Source organism: Pseudomonas sp. WS 5532, from assembly GCF_012985445.1.
GTDB lineage: Bacteria > Pseudomonadota > Gammaproteobacteria > Pseudomonadales > Pseudomonadaceae > Aquipseudomonas > Aquipseudomonas edaphica.
Map to the genome: position 1 here is coordinate 56,428 of NZ_JAAQWK010000021.1, position 25,240 is coordinate 81,667.

The window sequence follows — 25,240 nt, forward strand, 5'->3', positions numbered from 1 at the left end:
TTAAAGTCGTCGGCTACTTGTAAAACATGTCCACCACCACTGCGGCTTCGAAAGCCCCCGGAATCGGCAGGGTGCGCCAGCTCAGGTCGGCGCGAAAATCATTGCGTGCCTGGCCGGAGCCCATCAGTGTCTGCAACGTAAACCAGTCATTGAAGGGCAGGCGCTGATCGCTGTCGGCGCGAGACAATGAGATGCCCACCGAGCTGTTGTTGGCCGGCACCAGCAAGCCGTTGATGACACTGCCGCCACCTGGGGTGGTGGCGAAGCGTGCATTGACGGTGTAGGGCGTGTCACAGACTTTGCGCAGGCTGAGGTTGAAGTTCGCGGTGCTGGCCACGGCGCCGACCTGCGCCTTGCGTGATGGGGTGGGGAAGTTGACGACACTGGGGGTAATGGTCAGTTCGGGCGCGCAGGGCACGAAGCGGATGTCGTTCATGCCGGTGACGATGTAGTTGAGGTTGCTGTTGGGGTTGGTGTTGAGCCCGCGTACGCCGTCGAGTTGGAACACGCGATATTGAGCCAGGGTGCTGGCTTGACCGCTGGGCGGTGTCTTGCCGTATTTTTCGATGAATACACTGAAGTTCAGGGTAAAGCGCGCTTTGTCCCAGCCTGTGCAATTGGACCAGTTGCAACCGCGGTCCGAGTAAAAACCGGTGCCGACCTTACCGGTGCTTTGGGTGATGGGCGCGTTGTTGTAGCGGATGCCTACGCGGATGCCTTGGCCGATGCTGACGTTGGCCGGGTTGACGTAGAAATACACTTCTTCGCGGCCGTGGTTGCGGTCGTCCTTGCACAACACATTCGTGGAGCGTGGGCCCGACTCCCAGATGATCGTACCGTCCGGTGCATCAGCCGCAACCGCCAATGAGGTGCCAAGCGGGTTGATATCGACATAGGCGCCGCTGCCATCTTCCACGCACGACAGTGCATAGCTTGTGGCAGGAAGGGCCGCGCAGCCGCACAGTAGAAGGGGCAGTAAACGTTTGGTGAGAGACATAAATGCAAGTTTCCCGCGATTGATCACTTGAGCACCGCGCTATGGCGGGCCTGCAAACCGATATCGTTGATGTCGGTGAAGTGAAGGGTGGATCCTGTAGGCAAAGCGGTCGCTGTACTCAGACGCTTGCTCTCAAGGGGTTTGAGCAGCAGGTAGTCGCTGAGCTGCTGGGTGTCCGTCTGCACATTGATCAACGACAGGTGGAATGCGCTTGGGTTGTGGGCGATGACGCTGTGATCATCGCGGCTCCACACCAACTGCTGCAGCGCCTCGGCCGAGCCTCCCTTGAGCGCCGGTGGCCGATAGAACAGCTTGAGCCGTTGGCGTATCGCAAACTGCACGCTGTTGGGGTCGGCGGATTTGAGCGGAATCTCCATGATATTGAGCCAGAACAGCGATTCGCGATCGGCGGGCAGGCCTTCACCGGCATACAAGATGCGCAGCATGTGATGCTCGCCTGCGCCCAGTTGCACCAACGGCTCGGTGGCAGCAAACGGCACGGGGCTGTCGGCTGATTCGTCCTCGCTGGTGATCCAGGTTTGTACCACCACTTGCTGTGAGGCCGGGTTGACCACGCTGATGCCGGCGGCCTTGTCCTGGCCATAATAAATCAGGCGTGTGCCTTCGATCTTCAGCGCCGCGCCGGCCGGCGGTGGCGCGAGCACCAGCAGCCCGCCGGCCAGCAGCATCATTCTGAGTAAAAACATGAACACAAAAATTCCATGGCAACGTGTGGGAACGCAGCCATGGTAGGGGCGGGTGAGTGCGAGGGCTTTGAGGCGATTCTTAAAAGCGTGCAGTGCCCGTTTCAGAATCGCCTTAAAGGCATGTTCGAGCCCCGACAGTTACCGTGTTCGACGTTGAATGATCGACGCTGATGCCCAACTGTCAGGTTTACCCTATGTCCAATAAAGCCTTACGCCTTTTGATTGCCGATGCAGACCTGCTGCAGCGGATCAAGCTGGAGAAAATGCTCAACCAGCTGGGCTACCACCGCATCGCCCCCTTGAGTTCGTTCGACGAATTGCAGGCGTTGACGCGCTCCGGTTGCGTGGCATTCGACCTGTTGATCATCAATACGGCGCTGGTGCGTTCGCGGCAGGTCAACCTGTTGAAGTACTGCCATGACAACCCATTGATTCGCCATACGCTGATCTACGACGGGCAATGCGCACAGAGCTCGGTGGTGTCGGTGTCGGTGAGCCAGACCTTGCACCTGTCACTGTCGCAGTCGCCGGATTTCAACTCCCTGCGCCGCTGCATGGAGATTGTCGACCCCCTGCATAGTCTGCCGACGGTTGAGCGACCGATGTTGCGCGCTGTCGACAGCCGGGTCGCTGCACCCTCGACGGCTGCGCGTAGCGTTTACCTGGGCGACCCGGCAGTGATGGCGTGCGCCGTCGGGTTATCGCCCAAGCGCTGAGCCGGTCTCAGTTGCGCCAGGCAGGACGGTAGTCTTCGGCCAGCGCCCAATGCGGCTGGCCGGGCTTGAGGCACACGCCGCCGACCCAGCGCTCATGCCCGGCGTGGTCCAACCAATAAGCCTCGCCGCCCAGCACTCGATGCCCCAATGGTGTCAGCGCCAACTCGCGGCGCGGCCAGTCGCGCTCGGTTGCGGTTTCTATCAGCAAGGGGGTCGGGCCGTCGATCAATGGCCGCAACAGCGCGTGGAACATCATGTCGCCCAGGAACGGCAGCGGCTCACGCTTGGCCATCAGTTCGGCGAACACCCGGCCGAACGGCACCGGCCCGGCCTCGGCGATGTAGCGCAGCGACAAGCGTTCAGTCAGTGACAGGCCATCCTCAATGCCGGGCAACTCCTGCAACTGGCGCAACAACGCGTTGGCTAGAAAGGGCAGGGCCGGGTGGTTGCCGTGAGCCAGTTGCGCAAGCTTGACCGGCGAGCTGTCGCAGTAAGCCGCCCAGGCCTGTCGGGCCAGTTGCACCGCTGCGTCATCGATCAAGCGTCGTTGGGGCCACAACCACGCCAATACATCGGGCGCCAGCTGGCCGATGCCGATAAAGCGTTCGACACCCGGAATACGGTCGACTTCGATCAGCTCGAGCTTTTTCGGCGCGCGCTCAAGACCGGCCAGCGCGCGGACCAGAAACAGCTGATCATAGGCGTCCGCTTCGCACCACAGCACGCTGTGATCGGCGCTGGCCAGGGCCTGCAGGTGGTCGTATTCATCATTGACGCGGTGGGCGACTTCAGCAGCGTCCAGGGCAAAGGCCTGGCTGATAAAGGCACTGCGCATCGCGCGGAAATCTTCACTGGGCACATCGCGCACCGGCCCCATGCATAACGGATCGGTGAGCATGCGGAACTGCCCCTTGAACCCGGCCAGTTGCAAGCTGTGGGCAATGTCACTGCCACAGCGCCAGTGGGTGGTGCGGGCTTCATCGCTGGCAGCAAAGTCCGGGTGGCGGGCGGCGAAGTCGATGGCGTCGACATGCGCCTTGAGTTTGGGCCAACTGCTGAAACCCAGCTGCCTGGCGACCTGCCATTGGGCCTGGGACAAGGTGGCGTGCGGGTCGAGGGTTTTCAGGCGTGGCAACAGTTCCTTGGCGCGCTTGCGCTGTTGCTCAAGGTTGAGGCGGCCGTCGGTATTCGAGGATGAGAGGCGTTGCGACATACGATCTCCTTGCACAAACCTTTTCCGCTTTCAGGTTGGGAGTCGTAGAAATGTGATATTCAGTCAGGATCCTGGGCGCAGCCCTTTCCGCGGAAGGTGGCGTGGAGTGCGCCAGGCACGAAATATAGGCAGTGGAGTTGTGGATTGCAAGCCGTCGAGCCGAGTACCGAGTTGATGACAGACACCGTATTGATCGAAACCCGCGCCCTCACGCGCAGGGACGAGCGGCGCCAAGTGGCGTTGCTGCAACCCACGGATTTCAGCCTGAAACGCGCCGACCGTGTGTCCATCACCGGCTCCTCCGGCTCCGGTAAAAGCGTGTTCCTGCGCGCGCTGGCGTTGCTGGATGCGCCCACGTCGGGGCAGATCCTGTGGAACAACCAGCCGATCGCAAATGCGCAGATTCCCCACTATCGCAGCCACATCAGCTACCTGTCGCAACGCCCGGCGCTGCTGGAGGGCACGGTGGAGGACAACCTGCGTTTCCCGTTCAGCCTCAAGACCCTGCGCACGCGCAGCTTCGACCTGCAAGCGGTGACCAAACTGCTGGAACATGCCGGTAAAAGCCCGGACTTCCTGGGCAAAAACGCCGGCGACCTGTCCGGTGGTGAATCCCAGGTGGTGTCACTGATCCGCACCTTGCAACTGAACCCCGAAGTGCTGTTGCTGGATGAACCGACGGCCGCTCTCGACCCCACGTCCTCGCGCGATGTCGAGGCACTGATCAGCGCCTGGTATGCCGCCGACAACGCCCGCGCCTATATCTGGGTATCCCACGACCTCGACCAGGCCCGGCGCATGAGCGCCATTCACCTGCACATGAGTGCCGGTGTCCTGAGCGGAGCCGCCCAGCCATGAACTATCAAAACCTCACGGCATTGGACATGGGCATCGCCGCCTCGCTGATCCTCATTAACGGCGCGCTGTCGCTGTTGCTGCGTCTGGGCCTGGGCCGCCAATTGCTGTGGGCGGCCGTGCGTACCGTGGTGCAATTGCTGGCCATCGGTTACCTGCTGGGTTGGGTGTTCGAGTTTGCCTACTGGTATGTGGTGCTGCCGCTGATGTGTGCGATGACCCTGATCGCCGGGTTATCCGCAGCGGGGCGTGGGCGCCGCACTTACCGTGGGCAACGGGTCGACAGCATTCTGTCGGTGTGGGGCAGTTCGTGGCTGGTCACGGCGGTGGGGTTGTTTGCGGTGATCCGTATCCATCCGTGGTACGAGCCGCAGTATGCGATTCCGATCCTTGGCATGATCCTCGGTAATACCCTCACCGGCGTGTCCTTGGGCATTGAGCGCATGACCCAGGAACTGACCTCGGGGCGCAACACCATCGAGATGATCCTGGCACTGGGCGGTTCACGCTGGGAGGCCGCCCAGGAGGCGATCCGCCAGGCCGTGCGCGCCGGGATGATCCCGACGCTGAACCAGATGACCGTGGTCGGCATCGTCAGCCTGCCCGGCATGATGACCGGCCAGGTACTGGCCGGCGAAAGCCCGGTGGACGCGGTGCGTTACCAGATCGTGATCATGTTTCTGATCGCCGCGTCCTCGGCCTTGGGCACGGTAGGTGCGGTGCTGCTCACCTACCGTCGGTTGTTTTCCAACAGCCATCGGTTCTTGCGCGATCGGCTAGAGGAACGCGCTTGAGCCTCAGGTGCTGGTCTGGCCGTCCCGTCACCTGACGCCCGCTGCTCAACCCACATGACGCTTTTCTGTGGGAGCTGGCTTGCCTGCGATACGGGCACCTCGGTACATCAGGTACACGGAGGTGATGCAATCGCAGGCAAGCCAGTTCCCACATTTGACCGGGCCCCGTCCTGCCAGAAGGCCGCCACAACGGTGAATCAAGCTCAGTCAGCCACACCAAAATCCAGCACCACTTTCATCGCCTGGGTCTTGTCCGCCGCCAGTTCAAACGCCTGCACCGCCTGTTCAAACGGCACGGTGTGGGAGATCACCGGTTTCACATCGATGATCCCGCGATTGAGCAAATCCACCGCCTGGGCAAACTCGCTGTGAAAGCGGAAGGTGCCGCGCAAGTCGATCTCGCGGCTCACCAGCAGGTTCAATGGCAACGACACATCGCCGCCGAGTCCGACTGTCACCAGCACACCCCGTGGCGCGATGCATTCCAGGCCATTGCGCAAGGCCTGGGCGCTTCCGGAGACTTCGAACATTACCTCGAAATAGCCTTTTTCGGCGGTGTAGCGCTTGAGCGCATCCGCGCCGTCGGCAATGTTGTGAGTGCGCGTGGCGCCCATTTTTTCGGCGCAGGCGAGGGCGCTGGCAGACAGGTCCACGGCGACGATTTCACCGGCACCGGCGGCGCGCAGGCTACCGATCAGCAGGTTGCCGATGGGGCCGCAACCGGTCACCAACACGCGTTTGCCGAACACCGCGCCGGCGCGTTGAATCGCGTGCAGGCCCACCGACAGCGGCTCGGCCAGCGCACCTTCGGCCAGGCTCACGTGGTCGGCCAGCCGATGTGCCTGATGCGTCTCGATCACCAGGCTCTGGCGAAACGCGCCCTGAATATGCGGAAACGGCATCGCACTGCCGTAGAAACGCATGTTCAGGCAATGATTCGGCAGCCCTTGATGGCAGTAGCGGCAACCGCCGCACGGGCGCGACGGCGATACGCTGATGCGCTGGCCGACCTTGAACAACCCGGCATCCGCACCCACGGCGTCGATCACCGCCGACACTTCATGGCCCAGCACCATCGGCTCGCGCAGGCGCACGGTGCCGAAGCCGCCGTGCTGGTAGTAATGCAGGTCCGAACCGCAGATGCCGCCACGGGCGATGCGCACGCGCAGTTGATCGGGGGCGAGGGATTGCGGTTCGTCCTGGGGGTCGACCCGCAGGTCTTTGGAGGCGTGACAGACGATAGCGTGCATACAATTCTCCGGATTACAGCGAAGCGGTGATACCACCGTCGACGTACAGAATATGGCCGTTGACGAAGCTGGCAGCATCGCTGGCAAGGAACACGGCGGCACCGGCCAGTTCGGCCACGTCGCCCCAGCGGCGACTCGGTGTGCGTTGCACCAGCCAGTCGCTGAACTCGGGGTTGGCCACCAGGTTGGCGTTCAACTCCGTCTTGAAATAACCGGGGCCGATGCCATTGACCGTCAACCCATGCGGGCCCCAATCGATGGCCATGCCCTTGGTGAGCATTTTCAGCGCGCCTTTGCTGGCCGCATACGGCGCGATGCCGGGGCGGCCCAGCTCACTTTGCACCGAGCAGATATTGATGATGCGCCCACGCTTGCGCGGGATCATCGCCCGCGCCACGGCCTGCCCAACCAGAAAGGCACTGTCCAGGTTCGTGCTGATCAACTCGCGCCAGTGTTGTTCGCTGTAGTCCTCCAGCGGCCCACGCCGTTGCATGCCGGCGTTGTTCACCAGGATCTCCAGCGGGCCGAGGCGCGCTTCGATATCCGCCACGGCGGCCTGGATCGCCGTGCTGTCGGTCACGTCAAACGCCTGGGTGTGCACCGTCAACCCTTCGGCCGCCAGCAGCGCCGCCGCATCGCGCAAGGTGCTGCGGTTGCGCCCGTTGAGCACCACCTGCGCCCCGGCCTGGGCCAGGCCGCGGGCAATCGCCAGGCCGATACCGGCACTGGAGCCGGTGACCAGCGCCAGCCGGCCATCAAGGCGGAAGTTGTCTAGAACGCTTTGCATGGCTACCTCTCCTAACGCTTCACACTACCAACGACAGCAGCATGATGAACTCCAGGGCGACAAAGGGATGGACCTTGAGGTGGGTGATCAACAATATCTATCCGATAATCGTGATCAGCGCGACCCGCAGCAGATACGTGGGGTCCGTGTTCGGATTGTTATAGGCCACGCCCCGTCATATCGTGTATGAATTGGGCTTACTTCACCCCAGGCGCTGGGCAGCGTCCAATTTTCATTTGTGATCGGGTGATCACCGTTTGTGATAACCGTTTCTAATGGCTGAGAGAATTTAATGGAGTTGAAGCACTTGCGCGCCTTCGTGGTGCTCGCCCAGGAGCTGCATTTCGGTCGGGCAGCGGCGCAGCTGTCGATCGTGCAACCGGCGCTGAGCATGCAGATCAAGCTGCTGGAAAGCGGCTTGGGCGTGCGCCTGCTGGATCGTAACCGCCACTCGGTCACACTCACCGAAGCGGGGCGGGCGTTCTTGCCTGAGGCCCAGGCCACCTTGCACCAGGCCGCTCGGGCGGCAGAGGCGGCGCGGGCATCCCACCGCGGTGAAATCGGCCGGGTGCGCCTGGGGTTTGTGTCCTCGGTATTGCCGCAATTGCTGCCGCAACTGATACGCGCGGTGCATCAGCGTTACCCGCGTATCGAACTGGAACTCAAGGACATGCCCGGCCCCGACCAAGCCGCCGCGTTAAAGAATGGCCAGCTGGATTTCGGCCTGATGCGCCTGCCGGCCGCCCACCCCGGCGTGCAGACCCGTGCGGTCTTGCGTGAGAGTTTCTGCGTGGCGCTGCCGATGGACCACCCTTTGGCCGCCCTGGAGTCCATCCAGCCTGCCGACCTGCTCACGTGGCCGGTGTATATCCTCGCCAGGCGTTACGCGCCGGGGTTCTACGATGAGTTTATCCAGGCCGTCGGCATGCCCTTGGACATCGCCAGCGAACTGGGTGAGTTCACCACCATGCTCGCGCTGGTCTCCGCCGGGTTGGGCATCGGCGTGTTGCCGCAGCAGGCGGCGCGGGCGTTGCCAGTCAATTGCGTGTCGCGGCCTTTGCAATTGGGTGGGTTTCAGGCCACCACGGGGTTGGCCTGGACCGAGTTGGACAGTGCGGTGAAGACCACCTTGTTCAACCTGATCGTGGAATTGTTTGGCGAGTGATTGTTTCATCGAGTGAAATGCTCGATTGTAAAGTCTGGTGATTCCATCGATCAGGGCAGCGGTGGAGTATGTGTGGCGTCAACACCCCCACTTTTGGAGCCTCTCATGTCCCAGCCTGCGATCAAGCTTTATGGTTTCCCCTTGTCCGGCCACTCCCACCGGGTCGAGCTGATGTTGTCGTTGCTGGGCTTGCCCAGTGAATTTATCCTGGTCGACCTCAAGCAAGGCGCGCAAAAAGCGCCGGACTTTATCGCCCACCTCAACCGCTTTGGCCAGGTGCCGGTGATTGACGATAACGGCACGGTGTTGGCCGACTCCAACGCGATTCTGGTGTACCTCGCCAACCAATATGGCAACGGCCAGTGGCTGCCGAGCGACCCTGTCGGCCAGGCTCGCGTGCAGCGCTGGTTGTCGGCGGCTGCCGGCCAACTGCACGCCGGACCCGCTGCTGCGCGGTTGGCGGTGGTGTTTGGTGCCGAAGTCGATACAGTCGCGGCCATCAGCCGTTCCCATGCGCTGCTCAAGCTGGTGGACGAACAACTGAGCCAAAGCCGCTTTTTGGTTGGTGAGCAGCCGAGCATCGCCGATGTGGCGTTCTACACCTACGTGGCCCACGCGCCGGAAGGCAATGTGTCGTTGGCCGACTACCCTCAAGTGCGTGCCTGGCTTGCTCGCATCGAGGCGTTGCCGGGGTTTGTCGGCATGCCGCGCAGCGCCGTGGGTCTGCAAGCAAAGTAATGTGAACCCCCTGTGGCGAGGGAGCTTGCTCCCGCTGGGCTGCGCAGCAGCCCCAATAAGGGCAGCGCATTAATTCAGGCAATACGCGGTCATTTTTTTGGGGGCCGCTGCGCGCCCCAGCGGGAGCAAGCTCCCTCGCCACGGGTGAGTAGTTTTCAGCTAATGAGAAGGCGTGCCGATGGATCGATTTCATGAGATGCAGGTATTCCTGGCGGTGGCCGAGGAGGAGGGCTTCGCTGCCGCTGCGCGGCGCCTGAAAACCTCGCCGCCCAGCGTGACCCGAGCGATTGCCGCCATGGAACAGCGTATCGGCACGCAGTTGCTGGCACGCACCACCCGCAGCCTGCACCTGACCGAAGCCGGCCAACGTTACCTGGAAGATTGCCGACGCATCCTGGCCGAGCTCGATGAAGCCGAGGAAGCGGCGGCGGGCAGCTACTCCATCCCCGGCGGCCACCTGACGGTGACCGCGCCGGTGCTGTTCGGCGAGCTGTATGTGGCGCCGGTGCTGGGGGATTACCTGGACCGCTTTCCCTTGGTAAATATCACCGCCTTACTGGTCGACCGTGTGGTTAACATGACCGACGAAGGCGTCGATGTGGCCGTGCGTATCGGTCATCTGCAAGAACTTGGACAGCAGGCCATAAAGGTCGGGGAAGTGCGCCGGGTGGTGTGTGCATCGCCCGGTTACCTCGACCAGCACGGTCGGCCGCAACGGCCTGAGCAGTTGCGTGAAGCCAAGATCGTCACGTCATCCTCCAGCCAGCTGGTAAGTGAATGGGCGTTCGTCGACGCCGGGCAGCCGTTGACGGTACCCATCGAGCCGCGTCTGGTGGTCACGGCAAATAATGCGGCGATCAACCTGGCGCGCCTGGGTTGGGGCATGACGCGGGTGCTGTCTTATCAGGTCGCGGCAGCGGTGGCGGCGGGGGAGTTGGAGGTTGTGCTGGAGGCTTTTGAACCGCCACCGCTGCCGATCCAGGTGGTGTTCCAGAAAAGCGGCCGCGTACCGGCCAAGGTCCACACCTTTGTGGACTTCCTCACCCATCGCCTCGGGCAGGACGCTGCCCTGAACCCGGCGATGAAGCGCCGCGGCTGATGGAACGCTATCGCGACATGCAGCTGTTTGCAGCGCTGGCTGATCAGCCCAGCCTGGCTTCGGCGGCGCGCCAGGCCCAGGTTTCCGGCCCGACCCTGATCCGTGCGGTTGCTCGCCTGGAAGCCCGCCTGCGGGTGCCGTTGTTGCAACGCAGCACACGCGGCGTGAGCTTGACCGAAGCGGGCAGCGCCTATCTGGCCGATTGCGTGCGGTTGCTGGCAGCCGTCGATACCGCCGAGGCTTCGGCCAAGGGGCTGCACGTGCAGGCCCAGGGCAATTTGCAGGTGTTCTTGCCGTTTCTGTTCAGCCGTTATGTGATGGCGCCGGTATTGGCCAGCTATATGGACAACTACCCCGACGTCCGCCTGGTGGCGCGCTACCACGACTACTACCCGAACCTGCACGAAGAGGGGCTGGATGTGGCGATCCTGGTCGGCGAATTGCCCAATTCATCGCTCATCGCTCGGCCGGTGGGGCAGGTGCGGCATATCCTCTGCGCCAGCCCCGATTACCTCGCCGCCCATGGCGAACCCCGACATCCGAGCGAGCTTAAAAAGCATCGGCTGATTGCCAGTGCCGACCCGGTGGCCTGGGATTTCCAAGGCTTGCAGCTCAAGGCCCGCGCGCGCTTGAGCTGTGCCAGCGTGCAAGGTGCAATCAATGCGGCGGTGCAGGGTGCGGGGGTGATTCGTTGCGTGAGTTACCCGCTGCACCAGCACCTGCAGAGCGGCCAGTTGCGCCGTGTGTTGCCTGACTTTGAACAGCCACCGTTGCCGGTGCATGTGGTGTACCGCGAGGGCCGCAACGCACCGATGCGCGTACGCAGTTTTGTCGACCACTGTGTGGCGGCGCTGCGTGAGCATCCGGCATTTCAGTCGGTGAAATAGTGGATTGCCAAGTGTGGGCATTCTCACGTTGGCAGGTGGGGCGCAGCATGGGCGCATCCAACCTGAGGTGCTCAACATGAACCCAGTCGAACAATCTCCCTGGCATGCCGGCGAACGGCACCTGCAAGCAAGCGCTGGTGCGGCTGAGCGCATGGCCGTGGTCGGGCTCAAGGTGATTCGCGATCACTTGCCGGAGCAGCATCGCGACTTCTACCCGCTGTTGCCCTACCTGATGCTCGGCGTGGTGGATCCCCAGGGCATTCCCTGGGCGACCATGCTTGAAGGCGCGCCGGGCTTTGCGCATTCACCCGACCCACACACCTTGCAGATCGACAGTTTGCCGTCCAAAAGCGACCCGGCGCTTGGCGCCTTGCACTTAGGTGCCAGCGTGGGTTTGCTCGGCATTGACCTCAACACCCGGCGCCGCAACCGCATGAACGGCCGCATCGGTGGTTTGGACCACGAAGGTTTTTCGGTCGATGTGGTGCACACCTATGGCAACTGCCCCAAATACATCCAGTTGCGGCCCGTCGACGGCATCGCCCGCAAGCCCGGCACCACGGTCGAGCGCCTCAACAGCCTGGACGCTGCGGCACAAATGTTGATCCGCAGCGCCGACACTTTCTTCGTCGCCAGCTACGCCGACGTGGATGGCGCACGCTCGGTGGACGTTTCACACAGAGGCGGCAATACGGGGTTTGTGCGGGTTGAAGGCGACGTGCTGACCATCCCGGATTTTGCCGGCAACCTGTTCTTCAATACCTTGGGCAATTTGCAGCTCAACCCGGTGGCGGGGTTGCTGTTTATTGATTTTGAGTCGGGCGATGTGTTGCAGGTTGCCGGGCGCACTTCGCTGATCCTCGACGGGCCTGAGGTGGCCAGGTTCGAGGGCGCCCAACGGCTGTGGACAGTGACCGTGGAGCAGGTAGTACGCCGCCCGGCGGCATTGGCGCTGCGCTGGCATTTTGCGGAGTTTTCGCCGCATAACCTGGCGATGGGCGGTTGGTAACTTCTGTGGGAGGTAGTGTTTACAGCATGTGTAATCAGTACCGAATCATCACCGACTTAAGCTCGGTGTAATCCTCGATAAACGCACTGCCAAACTCGCGCCCAACCCCCGAAGACCGATTGCCTCCAAACGGCACCGCCGGGTCGAGCAGGGTGTGCATGTTCACCCACACAGTGCCGGCATTGACGGCCGGGATCATGCGCAGCGCCTTGCCGAGGTCGTTGGTCCACAGGCTGGCGCTCAACCCATAAGGGCCGTTGTTCATCAGTGCCAGCAGTTCGTCTTCGCTGTCGTAGGGCAGGAAGGTGGCGATGGGGCCGAAGGTTTCTTCGTTGAGCAGAGTGTCGTTGATGCTATTGGCCAGGATCACGGTGGGTTCGAAGTAGGAGCCGGGGCGCTCGATCAGGTTGCCACCGTGAATGATTGTGTTTTTTTCGGCGCGGGCCTGATTGATGTAGCCGAGCAGTTTTTGCTGGTGCTGCCGGTGAGTCACCGGGCCGAATTCGGTGCGTTCGTCCAGGGGCGAGCCGATGTTAAGGGCGCTGAGGCGCTGGCTGAGCGTGTCGAGCACGGCGTCGATCTGCGAGCGATGCACGAAAAAGCGTTCGGCCGCCGCGCAGATTTGCCCGGAGTGTAAAAAACCGGCTTCGATGATGCCGCCCACGGCTTTGTCCACGTCCATATCGCGCAGGAATCCGGCGGCATTTTTGCCGCCCAGCTCCAGGGTTGCGCGGGTCAGGCCTGCGCCCATGGCGCTGCGGCCGACGGCGATGCCAGTGGGCACGGAGCCGGTGAACGATACCTTGTGGGTGCCCGGATGCTCCACCAGGCCTTTGCCGACATGGCCGCCGCCCGTCAGCACGTTGAGCACACCGGCAGGCAACCCGGCGTCGATCGCCAGTTCAGCGATGCGCAGGATCGTCAGCGGCGTGAATTCGCTGGGCTTGATGATGATGCTGCAACCGGTGACCAGCGCCGAGGCGAGTTTCCAGATGGCGATCATGGTCGAGAAATTCCACGGCACGATGCCCACCACCACGCCCACCGGTTCACGCAGGGTAAAGGCGGTGTAGCGCTCGCCATTGAAGGAGGGCAGCGATGGCGTGAGCGTCTGGCCGCTGATCTTGGTGGCCCAACCGGCGTAGTAGCGCAAAAAGTGCGTCGCCTGGTCGACCTCGAATGCTCGGGAAATCTGGATGATCTTGCCCGACTGGCAGGTTTCGATCTGCGCCAGTTCTTCGCGGTTTTGCTCCAACAGATCGGCCAGTTTGAGCAGCACATTCCCGCGAGTGGCGGGTGCGGCCTGGGACCACTGCTTAAAACCCCGATTGGCAGAAGCCACCGCCGCGTCGATATCCGCCACGTCCGCATCGGCAACCTCTGCGATCACCTGGCCGGTTGCCGGGTTGGTCACTGTCAGCGTCTGGCTGGCGTGGCTGCGCACGCTGACGCCGTCGATAAACAGCCCATGTTGGCGACGTAAAAAAGTTTCGACGTGGGGCAGCAGCGCAATATCACTCATGGCAGGTTCCTGGCAGTTCACAAAGGAAAACTCGAGGGTAACCAACCCTCCTGGAGGCGGCTTGACTGTGCCTGCCAGGTTTTATGCCTGTGCCTGCCGTGCTTGTGAAAAGTACAACCTTGCCTGCCGAATGTGCATGTTGCGCCGCTGCCCCGCGGCCGATACTGGGCCTGCATCCAGCGCCGCTCTTGACCTCGGAGCGCCTGCCGGACTTCCAATAATAAGCAGGGCTATCCATGAAAAAGCCAAACCCGCTGCTCGAAGACCTCAAACCTCTCTTGCCTGCCATTGCCGCGAATACCGCACGTGCCGAACAACTGCGCCAAGTGCCGGATGAAAATATCGCCTGGCTCAAAAGTATCGGCCTGCACCGTGCCTTTCAGCCCAAAGCCTTTGGCGGCCTGGAACTCTCGCTGCCCGAGTTCGCCGACTGCATCGCCTTGCTCGCCGGCAGCTGCGCCAGCACTGCCTGGGCCATGAGTTTGCTGTGTACTCACAGCCATCAGTTAGCGTTGTTCAGCGTACAGTTGCAGCAAGAAATCTGGGGTGCGAACCCCGACGCCACCGCCAGCAGCAGTATTGCGCCCTTCGGGCGTGTCACCGAGGGCGAGGGCGGCGTGTATTTCAGCGGTGAGATGGGTTGGAGCAGTGGTTGCGACCATGGCGAGTGGGCGATTGTCGGCTGCCGTCGCCAGAACGCCGAAGGCAACCAGGATTACTGCTTCGCCGTGCTGCCGCGCAGCGACTACCAGATCCGTGACGACTGGTACGCCGCCGGCATGAAAGGCAGCGGCACCAAGACCTTGATCATCGACCGTGCCTGGGTGCCCGAGCATCGTATCCAGAAAGCCAAGGACATGATGGAAGGCAAATCCGCAGGCTTTGGCCTCTACCCCGACAGCAAGATTTTCTACGCGCCGTACCGGCCGTATTTCGCCAGCGGGTTCTCCACCGTGAGCCTGGGCGTGGCCGAGCGCATGTTGGAGGTGTTCCGCGAAAAAACCAAAACCCGCGTGCGCGCCTACACCGGCGCTGCCGTGGGCGCGGCGACCCCGGCCTTGATGCGCCTGGCCGAGTCCACCCATCAGGTCGCCGCCGCTCGCGCCTTCCTGGAGAAGACCTGGCAGGAACATGCCGAGCACAGCGCCGCGCACCAATATCCCAGCCGCGAAACCCTGGCGTTCTGGCGCACCAATCAGGCCTACGCGACCAAAATGTGCATCGAGGCGGTGGACCGTCTGTTTGCGGCAGCAGGCGGCAATGCCTGGTTCGAGCATAACGAGATGCAGCGCCTATTCCGCGATTCCCATATGACCGGCGCACATGCCTACACCGACTACGACGTTTGTGCGCAGATCCTCGGCCGCGAGCTGATGGGCCTGGAACCTGACCCGAGCATGGTCTGACGGGTTTGCCACCACACTAATCAGGGCGGCCGTTTAGCCGCCGTCCGGGAGTCTTGCATGTCTGACAGCAGCCTTTTCGACCCACGCGCCTTTCGTCGCGCCCTGGGCAATTTTGCCACCGGTGTGACCGTGGTCACCGCCGCCACCGCCTCCGGGCGTAAGGTCGGTGTGACTGCCAACAGTTTCAACTCGGTGTCTCTCGACCCGCCGCTGGTGCTGTGGAGCATCGACAAACGCTCCAGCAGTCACGAGGTGTTCGAGGAGGCCAGCCACTTTGCCGTGAATGTACTGGCTGCCGACCAAGTGCACCTGTCGAATAACTTTGCGCGCCCGCGTGAAGACCGTTTCGCCTTGATCGAATACGAACCGGGCGAGGGTGGCTCGCCCGTGTTCGCCGACTGCTCGGCGCGCTTTCATTGCGAGAAATACCAGCAGATCGACGGTGGCGATCACTGGATCATGATCGGCAAGGTAGTGGCCTTTGATGACTTCGGGCGTGCGCCGTTGCTTTATCACCAAGGCGCTTACGCAGAGGTTCAGGCGCTGCGTCCGTGCGCGCCCGAAGGGCTTCAAAACGGTACGGCAACCACCAACTGACTGTAGACATTGGTGCCGTTACCGACGACCTGGTTGCCGCCGGTTTCGGCATCCTTGTTGGGCTTGTACAGGCCCATCAGCGGCGTAATGATCAGGTGCTCGTTGACCGCCCACTCGGCGTACAGGTCCAGCTCACGGCCATCCAGGTTGAGCTGGCCACGGGTGCTGACGGTGCTGTAGTCAAAAAACAACGCGCCGAGGGTCAGGTTGTCCAGTGGCTTGAGCTTGAACGCCACGTGCTGCACCCCCGTGTTGCTGTTGTAGGGGCCGGAATAGTTGCCCGCCACTTCGCCCTGAACCCAGGTACCGTAGCCGCGATTGAAGCCTGAGAACATGCCGTCCCAGTTTCTTGAGTAGCGCGCATAGCGATAGGTCAGGTCGGGTGACCACGGCAAGCCAGCGAAGGTGTAGCCGGCCTCGGCGTAACCGGCGTTTTGCTGGCTGTCGCGGCGGTCCTGACGCGCCAGTTCAAAGGCAAAGTGCGCGTTATCGATACCGGCATTGCCGCTGCCGCGCAGGCTATAGAGGTTCATGCCCTTGCGCTGGCGTTGCAGGTCAGTGGCGTAGCGCTCATCCACGTCAATGCCGTGAATATAAGTCAGGCCCAAGGTGCCCGGCGCGGCGCTGTAATCGAGGGTGCTGATGGCCATTTCGGTCATGGCTTGCGCCGGGTTGTCGGACTTGAGCCACATCAGGCTGCCGTGCACGCCGTCCTTGCCGCCCAGGCGGATCACCGCCGCCTTGTCGAACGCGTGGCGCGCAGCAATGTAGTAGGCACCGCCGCGATTGAACTCGCCATCGCCCACGCCCTTGCCCAGGTTGGGGCCGTCGTCGTTGATGATAAAACCGTCCCCCAGCGTGATGATTTGCCGCCCGAAGGACAGGTCGACGCCATCCTTGCCCAGCGCCGGAAACAGGTCACCGGAGCGCCAGCCGGCGAAGGCTTCGTCGAATTTGGTGGTGCGCTCGGTGCCGTTGGTGACCCCGGACGCATCGCCATCGCCCCAGGTGCCGGAACTCACCAGGTTGGCGGTGCCGTACACGCCGCCAAAGTTGCCCAGGTTTTGCTCGACGCTCAGGCCGTACTTAATGAACGCCTCACGCCAGGTCGAGCCGCCGCTGCGCCCGTCGTAGTTTTTCGGGCTATTGAACATGCCGTACACGGCGAGGAAGTTACCGGTGACCCTGGTGTCGGCATCGCTGTACAGCTCGATGGCTTGAACCTTGCCGACCAGCAACGCGATGCCCAGCCCTACCGCCTGGCGCAAGCGACGGTTTTTCAGTGTGTGCTCCATTGTTATTGTCCCCAGCTTGGTTAAGAGTGAGGGCGCATTAGGGCGAGCGCTGCAGGCGCAAGTCTTTCATTTGCGTGCCAGGGAATTGACCCTGGCCGCCAGGCAATACGCCGTGGCAGGCAGCAACAAAACCGGCGGCAGACAGGGGCAAGACGACCAACTTGGGTGGGGCGCACAGTGCTGGCACATTAAAAAAACGCTTTCGAGGACCCCATTATGTCGATCAATGACCGACTCACCGCGCACCTCAACCGGGGCACGGTAGGTTTTCCCACCGCCTTGGCCAGTACCATTGGCCTGATCATGGCCAGCCCGGTGATCCTCACCGCCACCATGGGCTTCGGCATCGGCGGCAGCGCGTTTGCCCTGGCGATGCTGATCGCCGTGGTGATGATGCTGGCCCAGGCCACCACTTTCGCCGAAGCCGCCTCGATCCTGCCCACCACCGGCTCGGTGTACGACTACATCAACTGCGGCATGGGGCGGTTTTTTGCGATCACCGGCACCTTGTCGGCCTACCTGATCGTGCACGTGTTTGCCGGCACCGCCGAAACCATTCTAGCCGGCGTAATGGCCTTGGTGAACTTCGAGCACCTCAATACCTTGGCCGAGTCCGCTGGCGGTTCCTGGCTGCTGGGCGTGGGCTTCGTGGTTGTTTTCGGGGTGCTGAATGCCTTTGGTGTCAGCGCTTTCGGCCGGGCAGAAATCATCCTCACCTTTGGCATGTGGACCACCTTGATGGTGTTCGGCGTGCTTGGCCTGATCGCCGCGCCAGCGGTGCAGTTGGACGGCTGGTTCGGCGTGTCATTGGTCGGCACCGACACGATCACCGTGCTGTCCCTGGTGGGTATGGCGATGTTCATGTTCGTCGGCTGCGAGTTCGTCACGCCGCTGGCGCCAGACCTGCGCCAATCGGCCAAGGTCATGCCCCGGGCGATGATGCTCGGGCTGGTGGGCGTGGCCACGTGCATGTTCATCTACGGCGCTGCAATGAAGCGCCAAGTGGAAAACGTGGTGCTGGACGCTGCGTCGGGCGTGCACCTGCTGGACACACCCATGGCCATCCCCAAGTTCGCCGAGCAGGTGATGGGGCAGGTCGGCCCGCTGTGGCTGGGCATCGGCTTCCTGTTTGCCGGCGCGGCGACCATCAATACCCTGATGGCCGGTGTGCCGCGGATTCTCTACGGCATGGCGGTGGATGGTGCATTGCCCAAGGTCTTTACCTACCTGCACCCGCGCTTTAAAACACCGCTGCTGTGCATCCTGGTGGCGATGCTGATTCCGTGTCTGCACGCGCTGTACCTGGGCGGCAACACCGACAACATCATGCACCTGGTGCTGGCGGCGGTGTGTGCCTGGAGTTTCGCTTATCTGCTGGTAACGGTGTCGGTGGTGAGCCTGCGCATTCGTCGCCCGGATTTGCCACGGGCCTACCGTTCGCCGTGGTTCCCGCTGCCGCAGATCGTCTCGAGCATCGGCATCTTGCTGGGCATGTGGTTTATCACACCGCCGGGCATGAACCCGGCGGATATCTACGTGCCGTTCGGCGTGATGCTGGCGATCACCGCCGCCTATGCGTTGTTCTGGACCCTCGTGGTGCAGAAGGTCAACCCCTTCAAGCCGGCCTCCGTGGAGGAGGTGCTGGCCAAGGAATTCGGCAATGAACCGGGGCATTCCCATGAAGGTTATAGCGACTTTGCGGCAAAAGCTGTTTGAGCTGTTTCGCGCGGATCGTGCGCCTTCCGGCTATCGGCCTGGGGTAACGCTGGAGCGTCTGCGGCGCAATTTGGGGCTGGCGACACTGGAAGTGGAGGGTGTGGCGTTCGAGATTGTCGAACGCGCCGAATCGCAGTTGCTGATGCACCTGGTCATGACCGAGTTCGTGCTGCATGTGCCTGCGACGACAGGAGGCACGGGCAGTTTTGCGGTGCACCATGGCGGCGCGATTCGGCGCACTGGCGTGCGTGTACGCCGGCGTGCAGGCAACCAGGCGCTGGGCCGTGAATTGCAGGCGCGTTTGCTGGCGGATGAGGCGTTGTTTCGGGCTTTGATGCCGCTGGATTTCAAGCGCCTGCGTATCGAGTTGCAGGACCAGCAATGGTGTGTGCGCCTGGAACATATGGGCGGCAGCGAGGTGGTCAATCGCCTGCCGGCGTTTCGGCGTTACATTGCCCTGAGCCCTGTGCAGAGCGAGCATTTGCTGGTGACACTGGTGGGGCTGCAACGGGTGTTGTCGAACCTCTGATTGGCATCAATAGTGCTTCTGCAAGGGTAAACCGGTAGTTGTTGCGCGCATATAGATAACATGTTAACTATTGCAGCAGAACAACAAGAACAAGCCATTGCGGAGGCACCCCATGAGCATCCAACAGCAGGCACACGACGGGCTGGACAGCTGGAACCACGAACTGCGCGCTGCGTGTGGGCACTTCGACACGGAACTGGCCTTCAACCGCTCGCTGTTTATCGGCGAGATCAACAACTTGCCCCGTGGCCTGGCGATCCTGCGCACCAATGCCGGGCTGATCAAGCGCCCCACGCACCATGCCGACCACGACAACGACCAGGAGTGTTTCCTGGTCAGCCAGCGCAGCGGTTATTCGCAAATTGTGCAGAACGGCCAGATCCTGCAACTGGCGCCTGGCGAGATGCTGTTGATGGACTCGGTGGGCTCCATCGAGATTACCCCTTTTGGCTTGATCGAACACGCGTCGCTGTCGCTGTCGCGGCCTGAGGTGTGCAAGCACTTGGGCGGGGAGTCGCGCGCGTTTGGCAAAATTTCTTCGACCAAGGCCTGTGGGCGCATGTTGCATGTGTTGATGGACCAGCTGTGCAAGGACGATACGGCCGATGGGGCGGGCGAAGTGGCGGCGCTGCAGACGGCGTTTGTGTCGCTGTTGGGTTCGGCGCTGGAGCAGGGTGACGAGTGCCGCGAAGGGCTGGCGGCGTTGCAGGGCAATAACCTGCGCAGCTATGTGCAGAAGGTGATTGACGAGTCGCTCAGCCAACCCGGCCTGAGCCCGGTGGGTTTGGCCAACCGGCTGAATATTTCGGTGCGGCATTTGTATCGGTTGTTTGAGGAACAGGATGACAGTGTGTGCCGCTATATCCAGCGGGCGCGGCTCAAGCGCAGTGCGGATGACCTGACTAACCCGTTTTTGCGCAGTGAGTCGATTACGTCGATTGCGTATAAGTGGGGGTTTACGGATTCGGCGCATTTCAGCCGATCGTTCAAGAAGCAGTTTGAGCTGTCGCCCAAGGATTTCCGGTCCAGCCGGTTGCAGGCGGTGGGGGCGTAAGAAAATGCGTTGTGGGCTGGTGTGGGAGCTGGTTTGCCTGCGATGGCATCACCGCAGTGTGACTGACACGCCGAGGTGGCTGTATCGCAGGCAAGCCAGCTCCCACATTGGAATTGGGTTTTAGACTTCTGGCAGGGTTGAACCGCCATCCACCACTAAGGTCTGGCCAGTGATGTAGCCCGCCAGATCCGAAGCCAGAAACACCATCGCCCCAGCAATATCCTGCGCCGAACCCAGGCGCCCCAACGGCACGCGCCCGGCAATGCTGTCATTCAACGCAGCATCACCCAGGTTCCCCATCGCTGGCGTAGCGGTCATCCCCGGCTCCACACCATTGACCCGCACATTCAACGACGCCAATTCCAACGCCGCATTGCGGATAAAACCATTGACCCCGGCTTTCGACGCCGCATAGTGAGTGAGCCCCGGATAACCCACCCGATTGCCAGTGACTGAAGACGTCACCAGTACGCAACCACGGCCTTGCTCACGAAACATCGGCAACGCCGCCTGAGTCAGCCAGAACAACGCCGACAGGTTCACCGCCAAGGTGCGCTGCAGAATCTCTGGGGTAATGTCGTCAAACGCCGTCAACGGAAAATACCCGGCGTTGTGCACCAGCACATCCACCCGTGCCAGCCCCTGAACGCAAGCAAACACCGCGTCCGACTCCGCCAGGTCAACTCCGACGGCCTCCACGCGATAACCCTGTGCACACAGCTCAGCGGCCACAGCCTGGGCCTGTGCCAACATCCGATCGGCAATCACCACCTGCGCGCCACGTTGGGCAAACGCGTCGACAATGCCCAATCCAATGCCCTGGGCGCCGCCAGTTACCAGCACCACTTGCCCGCGGAAATCCAGGTCACGGCGCATGGCTGGCCTCCAGGCGCGTGAACGCCAAGGTCGGCACATCAACAATGCTTGAACCGCCGTCGGCCACTATCGTCGCCCCGGTGATGATCGATGCATCGCTGGACGCCAGGAAGCGGCAGACCTTGGCAATTTCCTCGGGCTGGGCGGCCCGACGCAGTGGCACGTCGGCGCAAACTCGTGCATAGGCCTGCTGCAAGGTATCGCCATAGGCGTCCATCAAGGGCTGCATTTCCGCATCGGCCATGGGCGTTTTTACCCAGCCGGGGCACACGGCATTCACCCGCACACCGTGAGGCCCGTAATCGCGCGCGAGCGAGCGGTTTAGCCCCAGTAGCGCATGCTTGGCGGTGGTGTAGCCGCAGACTTCCGGCCCCGCCGCCAAGGAGGCGATGGAGCCGATCAGTACGATGTTGCCCGCACTTGCCTGCAACAACGGCAAGCAGGCACGGGCGCTGTAGAACGCGCTGTCGAGGTTGCTGCGCAGGGCGCCTTCCCAGGTGGCGGAGCTGGTCTGGGTGGCGCTGCCCAAGCCATGGCCACCGGCGCAGGCCAGCAGCACATCGAGGCGCCCGTAGTGCTCATGGATCAGCCGGATAAACCCGTCCCAGGTGCCAGGACAGGCGGCATCGCCCACCAGGATCAAGCCGCCGGTGTCGCGCGCCACCTGTTCCAAGGGTTCACGGCGCCGCCCGATCAACACCAGCTGCGCACCTTGCTCGGCATACAGGCGCGCGCAGGCGGCGCCGATGCCGGTGCCGGCCCCGGTGATCACCACCGTGCGCGGCTCAGTCACGGGGGTACTCCGTGCGGTTAAGCACCTGGCAATACGAGCTGATCGGGAAGTTCGACAGCGCATCGAACGACGCCCCGGCATAGCCGAAGATCTTGCCGTCGCTGCGGTGCTGTTGCAGGTCGATCAACACCAGTCCGAGGGTGGGCACAATCTTCTCCTGCCACACAAACAGGTACAACTGCTCGGCGATCTTGTAGTAATGGCAGCGGTCGATGTCGCACAGGCCTTGCTCCACGCCCTTCAAGCATTGCCAGGCGTAGAAGCGCTCATTGAGGTAGATGTGCTCGTAGACCTCACTGGGGCTGTAGCGATATTGGTTACGCAGGCCCACCAGCTCATCGGTTGGCGCGTGCTTGCAGTGGCCGTCCTGCCACGGGCGGTCGAGGCTGCCGTGCAGGAAGTCGACCTGCACCGAGGTCAGCGGTTTGCCGGCCAGGGCTCGGTGGTAGAGACCTTCGTGGGTCTCTGCCGGGTCCGGCATACGCCCGATCACGGCAGTAAAGGACGCATTCGGCGTATCCAGCACCAGGCTGATCGACCAGCTTTGGCCAGCCTCATGCTTGATGAAGTCGACCAGGTACAGGCCCGCTCGAATCGAGGTGGCGCGGTAGGCTGCGCTGCCGCTGGAATGACCGTCGGCGGCGTGCCAATTAAGGCGCTCCGGCGCGAAACGGTGCTCGATCTGCCAGCCATTTTCAAAGTGCAGGGTGAAGGTCTTGCCGGCCAGCTCGGCCAGGTTCGGCAGTATAAAGGCTTGGGGAGCGAAACCGTCGGCCAGGGCGCCCACGGTGATCCAGTCTGGGGAACTCGTCATGGGAGGCCTCCTCAGGCAACGGCGAAGTAGTGTTTGACGAAATGCTCGCTGACCACTTCCCACAGCACGGGCGTGCCCTTGGTCACGAACCAGCTGTCGCCGGCCTTGAAACGCGTCGATTGACCGGTGGATTCGTCGGTCAGCACTACTTCGCCGCTGACCACCGTGGCCTGCTCGGCAAACGGGTAGACCATGCGGAACTTGCCCTGGGTCGTGCCAAAATATGCGCTGCTGACCGGGTCGGTGGGCGCGCCGAAGGTCATCTTGCCGAAGGCTCGCACTTCGCCTGCAAGGATCTCGGAGCCGAGGTCGGCCACGGTGCCCCAGGCATCGAGTTCAGACAGCTGGACGTTGTGCTTGATGGTGGTAAGGGTCATGGCAGTTGCTCCTGATGAGTAAAAAGGGGGTTAGCGGCGCCCGTTCCAGTAGCCGGAAAGTTGGTGCCAGGATTTGCCCGCCGTTAGCAACAGAGGGCGGATCGCGTCCTTGCCGATGATGGTCGGGCGGTGAATCGAACTGACCAGGTCATAGCGTGCCGAGCCTTCGCTCATACCTTCGGCCAGGACCTTGCAGATGATGTGGCTGGGGGTGACGCCAAAGCCCGAATAGCCCTGTACGAAAAACGCATTGCTGCGTCCCGGCAAGGTGCCTATCTGTGGGAACAGATTGGGGCTGCACGCCATCGGGCCGCCCCAGGCCAGATCAATTTTCACGTCCTTGAGGTAAGGGAAAATCTTCAGCATCAGGTTGCGGTTCCAGGCCTTGAGGTCACCGGGGATATGCTCGACCAAGGGTGTCGCGGCGCCGAACAGCAGGCGGTTTTCATTGGTCACGCGGTAGTAGTCGATCACTGGGCGAATATCGCTGTAGGCCCCGCGGATCGGGCTGATGCGCTGGATCAGCTCTTCTGACAACGGCTCGGTCATCATCTGGAACGCGTAAGTGTTGATGGTCGAGCGGTGCAGCTCGGGTTCGAGCTTGTTGAGGAAGCTGTCGCAGGCCCACAGCAACTTGCTCGCGCGCACCGAACCACGCCCGGTGCGCACGGTGATGCGCTCGCCATAGCTGACGTCCAGGGCCGGGCTGTTCTCGAAAATCCGCACACCGTGGCCCGCCAGCGCCGTGGCCTCGCCCAGCAGCAGGTTGAGCGAATGCACATGCCCGCCGCCCATGTGCAATAGGGCGCTGGTGTAGGCGTTGGAACCGATGATCTGCTGCACGTCGGAGCCACCCAGGAAGCGAATCTCGTGCTGGCTGTTGATTGACTTGAAGTCTTTCTCCCAGGCGCGCAGGGTTTTTTCCTGGCGGGCGTTGAAGCCCATGTAGCCGTAGCCGTGGCAGAAGTCCGCGTCGATGTTGTACTTGGCAATGCGGTTCTTGATGATGTCGGCGCCCAGGTCGCTGATCTCGAAGACCTGTCGCAGGCCGTCTTCGCCCACATCCTTCTTGATCTTCTCCAGGTCATGGCCGATGCCCGCCATGATCTGCCCGCCATTGCGGCCGGTGCCGCCAAAGCCCAGGTAGCGCGCCTCCAGCACAACAATGTTGGTGATACCTTTTTCCGCCAGTTCAAGGGCGGTATTGATGCCGGAGAAACCGCCGCCGATCACCACGACGTCGGCGTCGATATCCTGTTCCAGCGTGGGAAAGCCGAGGTTGTACTTCTTGGTTGCGGTGTAATACGTGGGGGTTTCAATGTTGATCATGGCGCAGCCTGAAAAGGTGAAGGAAGGCTCTAAAGCGGATGCCTCCATTAGGTACCCTGGCGGGATGGAAGTCTTGACCCTGCGTGCCCAGGCTTTTGATTCAGCGCGCCACGGGCAGCTGTTGCCAACAAGTTATAGCGCGCTGGGCGACCGGGAATGCTAGAGTTTCGTTAAATTATTAACTAAATAACCCGTGACCCTGATCCCTATGTCCAAACCTCGACAATCCTTGACGCTGGCGCTGCTGCAAGCCCGCGAAGCCGCCATGAGTTTTTTCCGCCCATCCCTGAATGAACACGGGCTGACCGAACAGCAATGGCGGATCATCCGCATCCTCGAACAGTACGGTGAGCTGGAGATTTACCAGCTGGCGGAACTGGCCTGCATCCTTAAACCCAGCATGACCGGCGTGCTGGTGCGCATGGAAAACGCCGGCATGGTGCACCGCCGCAAGGCCGAGCAAGACCAGCGCCGTGTACTGGTGACCCTGGCCGACAAGGGCAAGGCGAGCTTTGAGTCGATGAGCCAGTGCATGGAGGCCAACTACCAGCGTTTGCAGGATCAGTTTGGTGCAGACAAGTTTGAGGCGCTGCTGGGGCTGCTGGATGAGCTGAAGAACATCAAGCGCTGAATCACCACACATCCAAATGTGGGAGCTGGCTTGCCTGCGATGCGGACACCTCGGTATGCCTGGTAAACCGAGTTGATGCTATCG

The 25,240-nt window shown here is 62.0% G+C and carries 25 protein-coding genes and 1 pseudogene; 14 read left to right on the forward strand and 12 right to left on the reverse strand.

The genetic code is table 11. The annotated features are described in order from the left end of the window. Positions 1 to 13: 13 nt before the first annotated feature. Both HBO23_RS26985 and HBO23_RS26990 read right to left on the reverse strand, forming a co-directional pair. Complete coding sequence (locus HBO23_RS26985; RefSeq protein ID WP_026013883.1) at positions 14 to 997, reverse strand: fimbrial protein; 984 nt, start codon at positions 995 to 997, stop codon at positions 14 to 16. A 23-nt stretch (positions 998 to 1,020) separates the two neighbouring features. Continuing rightward, the gene (locus HBO23_RS26990) at positions 1,021 to 1,704 is read right to left on the reverse strand and encodes a molecular chaperone (protein WP_225933001.1); all 684 of its coding nucleotides are present in this window, start codon (positions 1,702 to 1,704) and stop codon (positions 1,021 to 1,023) included. A gap of 194 nt (positions 1,705 to 1,898) precedes the next feature. Between HBO23_RS26990 and HBO23_RS26995 the strand changes: the two genes are divergently transcribed. Next, positions 1,899 to 2,420 (forward strand): chemotaxis protein CheY, encoded by a 522-nt coding sequence (locus HBO23_RS26995; RefSeq protein WP_099549957.1) that lies wholly within the window; start codon positions 1,899 to 1,901, stop codon positions 2,418 to 2,420. Positions 2,421 to 2,427: 7 nt separating this feature from the next. Here HBO23_RS26995 and HBO23_RS27000 read toward each other — a convergent pair whose 3' ends face one another. Then, a complete protein-coding gene (locus tag HBO23_RS27000) occupies positions 2,428 to 3,633 on the reverse strand; it encodes a DUF1835 domain-containing protein (RefSeq protein ID WP_170040406.1) in 1,206 nt (401 codons plus the stop codon). Between the two features lie 174 nt (positions 3,634 to 3,807). Between HBO23_RS27000 and HBO23_RS27005 the strand changes: the two genes are divergently transcribed. Together HBO23_RS27005 and fetB are read left to right on the forward strand one after the other, a co-directional pair. Beyond that, positions 3,808 to 4,491, forward strand: coding sequence for an ATP-binding cassette domain-containing protein (locus tag HBO23_RS27005; RefSeq protein WP_169988666.1), 684 nt, complete (start codon positions 3,808 to 3,810; stop codon positions 4,489 to 4,491). Further along, a complete protein-coding gene (gene fetB, locus HBO23_RS27010) occupies positions 4,488 to 5,282 on the forward strand; it encodes an iron export ABC transporter permease subunit FetB (RefSeq protein ID WP_017139579.1) in 795 nt (264 codons plus the stop codon). Before HBO23_RS27005 ends, fetB begins: the two co-directional genes overlap by 4 nt. Positions 5,283 to 5,485: 203 nt before the next feature. On the opposite strand, the gene HBO23_RS27015 is transcribed toward fetB, so the two are convergent. Further along, on the reverse strand, positions 5,486 to 6,532 hold the full coding sequence (locus HBO23_RS27015; protein WP_170040408.1) for an L-idonate 5-dehydrogenase: 1,047 nt from the start codon (positions 6,530 to 6,532) through the stop codon (positions 5,486 to 5,488). 13 nt (positions 6,533 to 6,545) lie between these two features. Then, complete coding sequence (locus HBO23_RS27020) at positions 6,546 to 7,319, reverse strand: glucose 1-dehydrogenase (RefSeq protein WP_099549962.1); 774 nt, start codon at positions 7,317 to 7,319, stop codon at positions 6,546 to 6,548. A 292-nt stretch (positions 7,320 to 7,611) separates the two neighbouring features. On the opposite strand from HBO23_RS27020, the gene HBO23_RS27025 reads away from it, so the two are divergent. From HBO23_RS27025 to HBO23_RS27045, 5 genes are all read left to right on the forward strand, one after another. After that, entirely contained in the window at positions 7,612 to 8,484 is an 873-nt protein-coding gene (locus tag HBO23_RS27025) for a LysR family transcriptional regulator (protein ID WP_170040410.1), read from the forward strand. Between the two features lie 105 nt (positions 8,485 to 8,589). Continuing rightward, the gene (locus tag HBO23_RS27030; protein WP_017139576.1) at positions 8,590 to 9,222 is read left to right on the forward strand and encodes a glutathione S-transferase; all 633 of its coding nucleotides are present in this window, start codon (positions 8,590 to 8,592) and stop codon (positions 9,220 to 9,222) included. A 178-nt stretch (positions 9,223 to 9,400) separates the two neighbouring features. After that, on the forward strand, positions 9,401 to 10,321 hold the full coding sequence (locus HBO23_RS27035) for a LysR family transcriptional regulator (protein WP_017139575.1): 921 nt from the start codon (positions 9,401 to 9,403) through the stop codon (positions 10,319 to 10,321). Continuing rightward, positions 10,321 to 11,208: a LysR family transcriptional regulator gene (locus HBO23_RS27040; protein WP_017139574.1), complete on the forward strand. Its 888-nt coding sequence runs from the start codon at positions 10,321 to 10,323 to the stop codon at positions 11,206 to 11,208. The genes HBO23_RS27035 and HBO23_RS27040 overlap by 1 nt, the downstream gene beginning before the upstream one ends. Before the next feature lie 76 nt (positions 11,209 to 11,284). Then, positions 11,285 to 12,217, forward strand: coding sequence for a pyridoxamine 5'-phosphate oxidase family protein (locus HBO23_RS27045; protein WP_170040412.1), 933 nt, complete (start codon positions 11,285 to 11,287; stop codon positions 12,215 to 12,217). A 34-nt stretch (positions 12,218 to 12,251) separates the two neighbouring features. On the opposite strand, the gene HBO23_RS27050 is transcribed toward HBO23_RS27045, so the two are convergent. Next, the gene (locus HBO23_RS27050; protein ID WP_170040414.1) at positions 12,252 to 13,739 is read right to left on the reverse strand and encodes an aldehyde dehydrogenase family protein; all 1,488 of its coding nucleotides are present in this window, start codon (positions 13,737 to 13,739) and stop codon (positions 12,252 to 12,254) included. Between the two features lie 236 nt (positions 13,740 to 13,975). On the opposite strand from HBO23_RS27050, the gene HBO23_RS27055 reads away from it, so the two are divergent. Continuing rightward, complete coding sequence (locus tag HBO23_RS27055; RefSeq protein WP_138452235.1) at positions 13,976 to 15,145, forward strand: p-hydroxyphenylacetate 3-hydroxylase oxygenase component; 1,170 nt, start codon at positions 13,976 to 13,978, stop codon at positions 15,143 to 15,145. A 57-nt stretch (positions 15,146 to 15,202) separates the two neighbouring features. After that, positions 15,203 to 15,676: pseudogene (locus tag HBO23_RS27060) on the forward strand (flavin reductase family protein); the annotation flags it as partial. Between the two features lie 38 nt (positions 15,677 to 15,714). Here HBO23_RS27060 and HBO23_RS27065 read toward each other — a convergent pair. Further along, complete coding sequence (locus tag HBO23_RS27065) at positions 15,715 to 17,037, reverse strand: hypothetical protein (RefSeq protein WP_138452231.1); 1,323 nt, start codon at positions 17,035 to 17,037, stop codon at positions 15,715 to 15,717. A gap of 216 nt (positions 17,038 to 17,253) precedes the next feature. On the opposite strand from HBO23_RS27065, the gene HBO23_RS27070 reads away from it, so the two are divergent. The 3 genes from HBO23_RS27070 (at position 17,254) to feaR (ending at position 20,336) form a co-directional block, all read left to right on the forward strand. Then, complete coding sequence (locus tag HBO23_RS27070) at positions 17,254 to 18,753, forward strand: APC family permease (protein ID WP_170040416.1); 1,500 nt, start codon at positions 17,254 to 17,256, stop codon at positions 18,751 to 18,753. Beyond that, on the forward strand, positions 18,716 to 19,282 hold the full coding sequence (locus HBO23_RS27075; RefSeq protein ID WP_170040418.1) for a DUF3156 family protein: 567 nt from the start codon (positions 18,716 to 18,718) through the stop codon (positions 19,280 to 19,282). The genes HBO23_RS27070 and HBO23_RS27075 overlap by 38 nt, the downstream gene beginning before the upstream one ends. A 112-nt stretch (positions 19,283 to 19,394) precedes the next feature. Further along, positions 19,395 to 20,336: a transcriptional regulator FeaR gene (gene feaR, locus HBO23_RS27080; RefSeq protein ID WP_138452224.1), complete on the forward strand. Its 942-nt coding sequence runs from the start codon at positions 19,395 to 19,397 to the stop codon at positions 20,334 to 20,336. Between the two features lie 120 nt (positions 20,337 to 20,456). On the opposite strand, the gene HBO23_RS27085 is transcribed toward feaR, so the two are convergent. Genes HBO23_RS27085 through HBO23_RS27105 form a run of 5 tightly spaced genes read right to left on the reverse strand, consistent with a single transcriptional unit; the run spans position 20,457 to position 24,525 of the window. Then, complete coding sequence (locus tag HBO23_RS27085; protein WP_170040420.1) at positions 20,457 to 21,212, reverse strand: SDR family oxidoreductase; 756 nt, start codon at positions 21,210 to 21,212, stop codon at positions 20,457 to 20,459. Next, complete coding sequence (locus tag HBO23_RS27090; protein WP_138453179.1) at positions 21,202 to 22,005, reverse strand: SDR family oxidoreductase; 804 nt, start codon at positions 22,003 to 22,005, stop codon at positions 21,202 to 21,204. Before HBO23_RS27090 ends, HBO23_RS27085 begins: the two co-directional genes overlap by 11 nt. Next, complete coding sequence (locus HBO23_RS27095) at positions 21,998 to 22,819, reverse strand: molybdenum cofactor biosynthesis F family protein (protein WP_170040422.1); 822 nt, start codon at positions 22,817 to 22,819, stop codon at positions 21,998 to 22,000. Before HBO23_RS27095 ends, HBO23_RS27090 begins: the two co-directional genes overlap by 8 nt. Before the next feature lie 11 nt (positions 22,820 to 22,830). Continuing rightward, the gene (locus tag HBO23_RS27100; RefSeq protein WP_138453175.1) at positions 22,831 to 23,196 is read right to left on the reverse strand and encodes a cupin domain-containing protein; all 366 of its coding nucleotides are present in this window, start codon (positions 23,194 to 23,196) and stop codon (positions 22,831 to 22,833) included. A gap of 30 nt (positions 23,197 to 23,226) precedes the next feature. Next, positions 23,227 to 24,525 carry an FAD-binding oxidoreductase gene (locus tag HBO23_RS27105; protein WP_170040424.1) on the reverse strand — a complete coding sequence of 433 codons (1,299 nt, stop codon included), beginning with the start codon at positions 24,523 to 24,525 and terminating at the stop codon, positions 23,227 to 23,229. Positions 24,526 to 24,733: 208 nt separating this feature from the next. Between HBO23_RS27105 and hpaR the strand changes: the two genes are divergently transcribed. After that, on the forward strand, positions 24,734 to 25,156 hold the full coding sequence (gene hpaR, locus HBO23_RS27110; RefSeq protein WP_138453172.1) for a homoprotocatechuate degradation operon regulator HpaR: 423 nt from the start codon (positions 24,734 to 24,736) through the stop codon (positions 25,154 to 25,156). Positions 25,157 to 25,240: the final 84 nt, after the last annotated feature.

What these genes read in the sequence shown, in the direction of transcription:
- HBO23_RS26985 (WP_026013883.1), bottom strand. Translation starts at nt 997, where the DNA reads ATGTCTCTCACCAAACGTTTACTGCCCCTTCTACTGTGCGGCTGCGCG.
- HBO23_RS26990 (WP_225933001.1), bottom strand. Translation starts at nt 1,704, where the DNA reads ATGTTTTTACTCAGAATGATGCTGCTGGCCGGCGGGCTGCTGGTGCTC.
- HBO23_RS26995 (WP_099549957.1), top strand. Translation starts at nt 1,899, where the DNA reads ATGTCCAATAAAGCCTTACGCCTTTTGATTGCCGATGCAGACCTGCTG.
- HBO23_RS27000 (WP_170040406.1), bottom strand. Translation starts at nt 3,633, where the DNA reads ATGTCGCAACGCCTCTCATCCTCGAATACCGACGGCCGCCTCAACCTT.
- HBO23_RS27005 (WP_169988666.1), top strand. Translation starts at nt 3,808, where the DNA reads ATGACAGACACCGTATTGATCGAAACCCGCGCCCTCACGCGCAGGGAC.
- fetB (WP_017139579.1), top strand. Translation starts at nt 4,488, where the DNA reads ATGAACTATCAAAACCTCACGGCATTGGACATGGGCATCGCCGCCTCG.
- HBO23_RS27015 (WP_170040408.1), bottom strand. Translation starts at nt 6,532, where the DNA reads ATGCACGCTATCGTCTGTCACGCCTCCAAAGACCTGCGGGTCGACCCC.
- HBO23_RS27020 (WP_099549962.1), bottom strand. Translation starts at nt 7,319, where the DNA reads ATGCAAAGCGTTCTAGACAACTTCCGCCTTGATGGCCGGCTGGCGCTG.
- HBO23_RS27025 (WP_170040410.1), top strand. Translation starts at nt 7,612, where the DNA reads ATGGAGTTGAAGCACTTGCGCGCCTTCGTGGTGCTCGCCCAGGAGCTG.
- HBO23_RS27030 (WP_017139576.1), top strand. Translation starts at nt 8,590, where the DNA reads ATGTCCCAGCCTGCGATCAAGCTTTATGGTTTCCCCTTGTCCGGCCAC.
- HBO23_RS27035 (WP_017139575.1), top strand. Translation starts at nt 9,401, where the DNA reads ATGGATCGATTTCATGAGATGCAGGTATTCCTGGCGGTGGCCGAGGAG.
- HBO23_RS27040 (WP_017139574.1), top strand. Translation starts at nt 10,321, where the DNA reads ATGGAACGCTATCGCGACATGCAGCTGTTTGCAGCGCTGGCTGATCAG.
- HBO23_RS27045 (WP_170040412.1), top strand. Translation starts at nt 11,285, where the DNA reads ATGAACCCAGTCGAACAATCTCCCTGGCATGCCGGCGAACGGCACCTG.
- HBO23_RS27050 (WP_170040414.1), bottom strand. Translation starts at nt 13,739, where the DNA reads ATGAGTGATATTGCGCTGCTGCCCCACGTCGAAACTTTTTTACGTCGC.
- HBO23_RS27055 (WP_138452235.1), top strand. Translation starts at nt 13,976, where the DNA reads ATGAAAAAGCCAAACCCGCTGCTCGAAGACCTCAAACCTCTCTTGCCT.
- HBO23_RS27065 (WP_138452231.1), bottom strand. Translation starts at nt 17,037, where the DNA reads ATGGAGCACACACTGAAAAACCGTCGCTTGCGCCAGGCGGTAGGGCTG.
- HBO23_RS27070 (WP_170040416.1), top strand. Translation starts at nt 17,254, where the DNA reads ATGTCGATCAATGACCGACTCACCGCGCACCTCAACCGGGGCACGGTA.
- HBO23_RS27075 (WP_170040418.1), top strand. Translation starts at nt 18,716, where the DNA reads ATGAAGGTTATAGCGACTTTGCGGCAAAAGCTGTTTGAGCTGTTTCGC.
- feaR (WP_138452224.1), top strand. Translation starts at nt 19,395, where the DNA reads ATGAGCATCCAACAGCAGGCACACGACGGGCTGGACAGCTGGAACCAC.
- HBO23_RS27085 (WP_170040420.1), bottom strand. Translation starts at nt 21,212, where the DNA reads ATGCGCCGTGACCTGGATTTCCGCGGGCAAGTGGTGCTGGTAACTGGC.
- HBO23_RS27095 (WP_170040422.1), bottom strand. Translation starts at nt 22,819, where the DNA reads ATGACGAGTTCCCCAGACTGGATCACCGTGGGCGCCCTGGCCGACGGT.
- HBO23_RS27100 (WP_138453175.1), bottom strand. Translation starts at nt 23,196, where the DNA reads ATGACCCTTACCACCATCAAGCACAACGTCCAGCTGTCTGAACTCGAT.
- HBO23_RS27105 (WP_170040424.1), bottom strand. Translation starts at nt 24,525, where the DNA reads ATGATCAACATTGAAACCCCCACGTATTACACCGCAACCAAGAAGTAC.
- hpaR (WP_138453172.1), top strand. Translation starts at nt 24,734, where the DNA reads ATGTCCAAACCTCGACAATCCTTGACGCTGGCGCTGCTGCAAGCCCGC.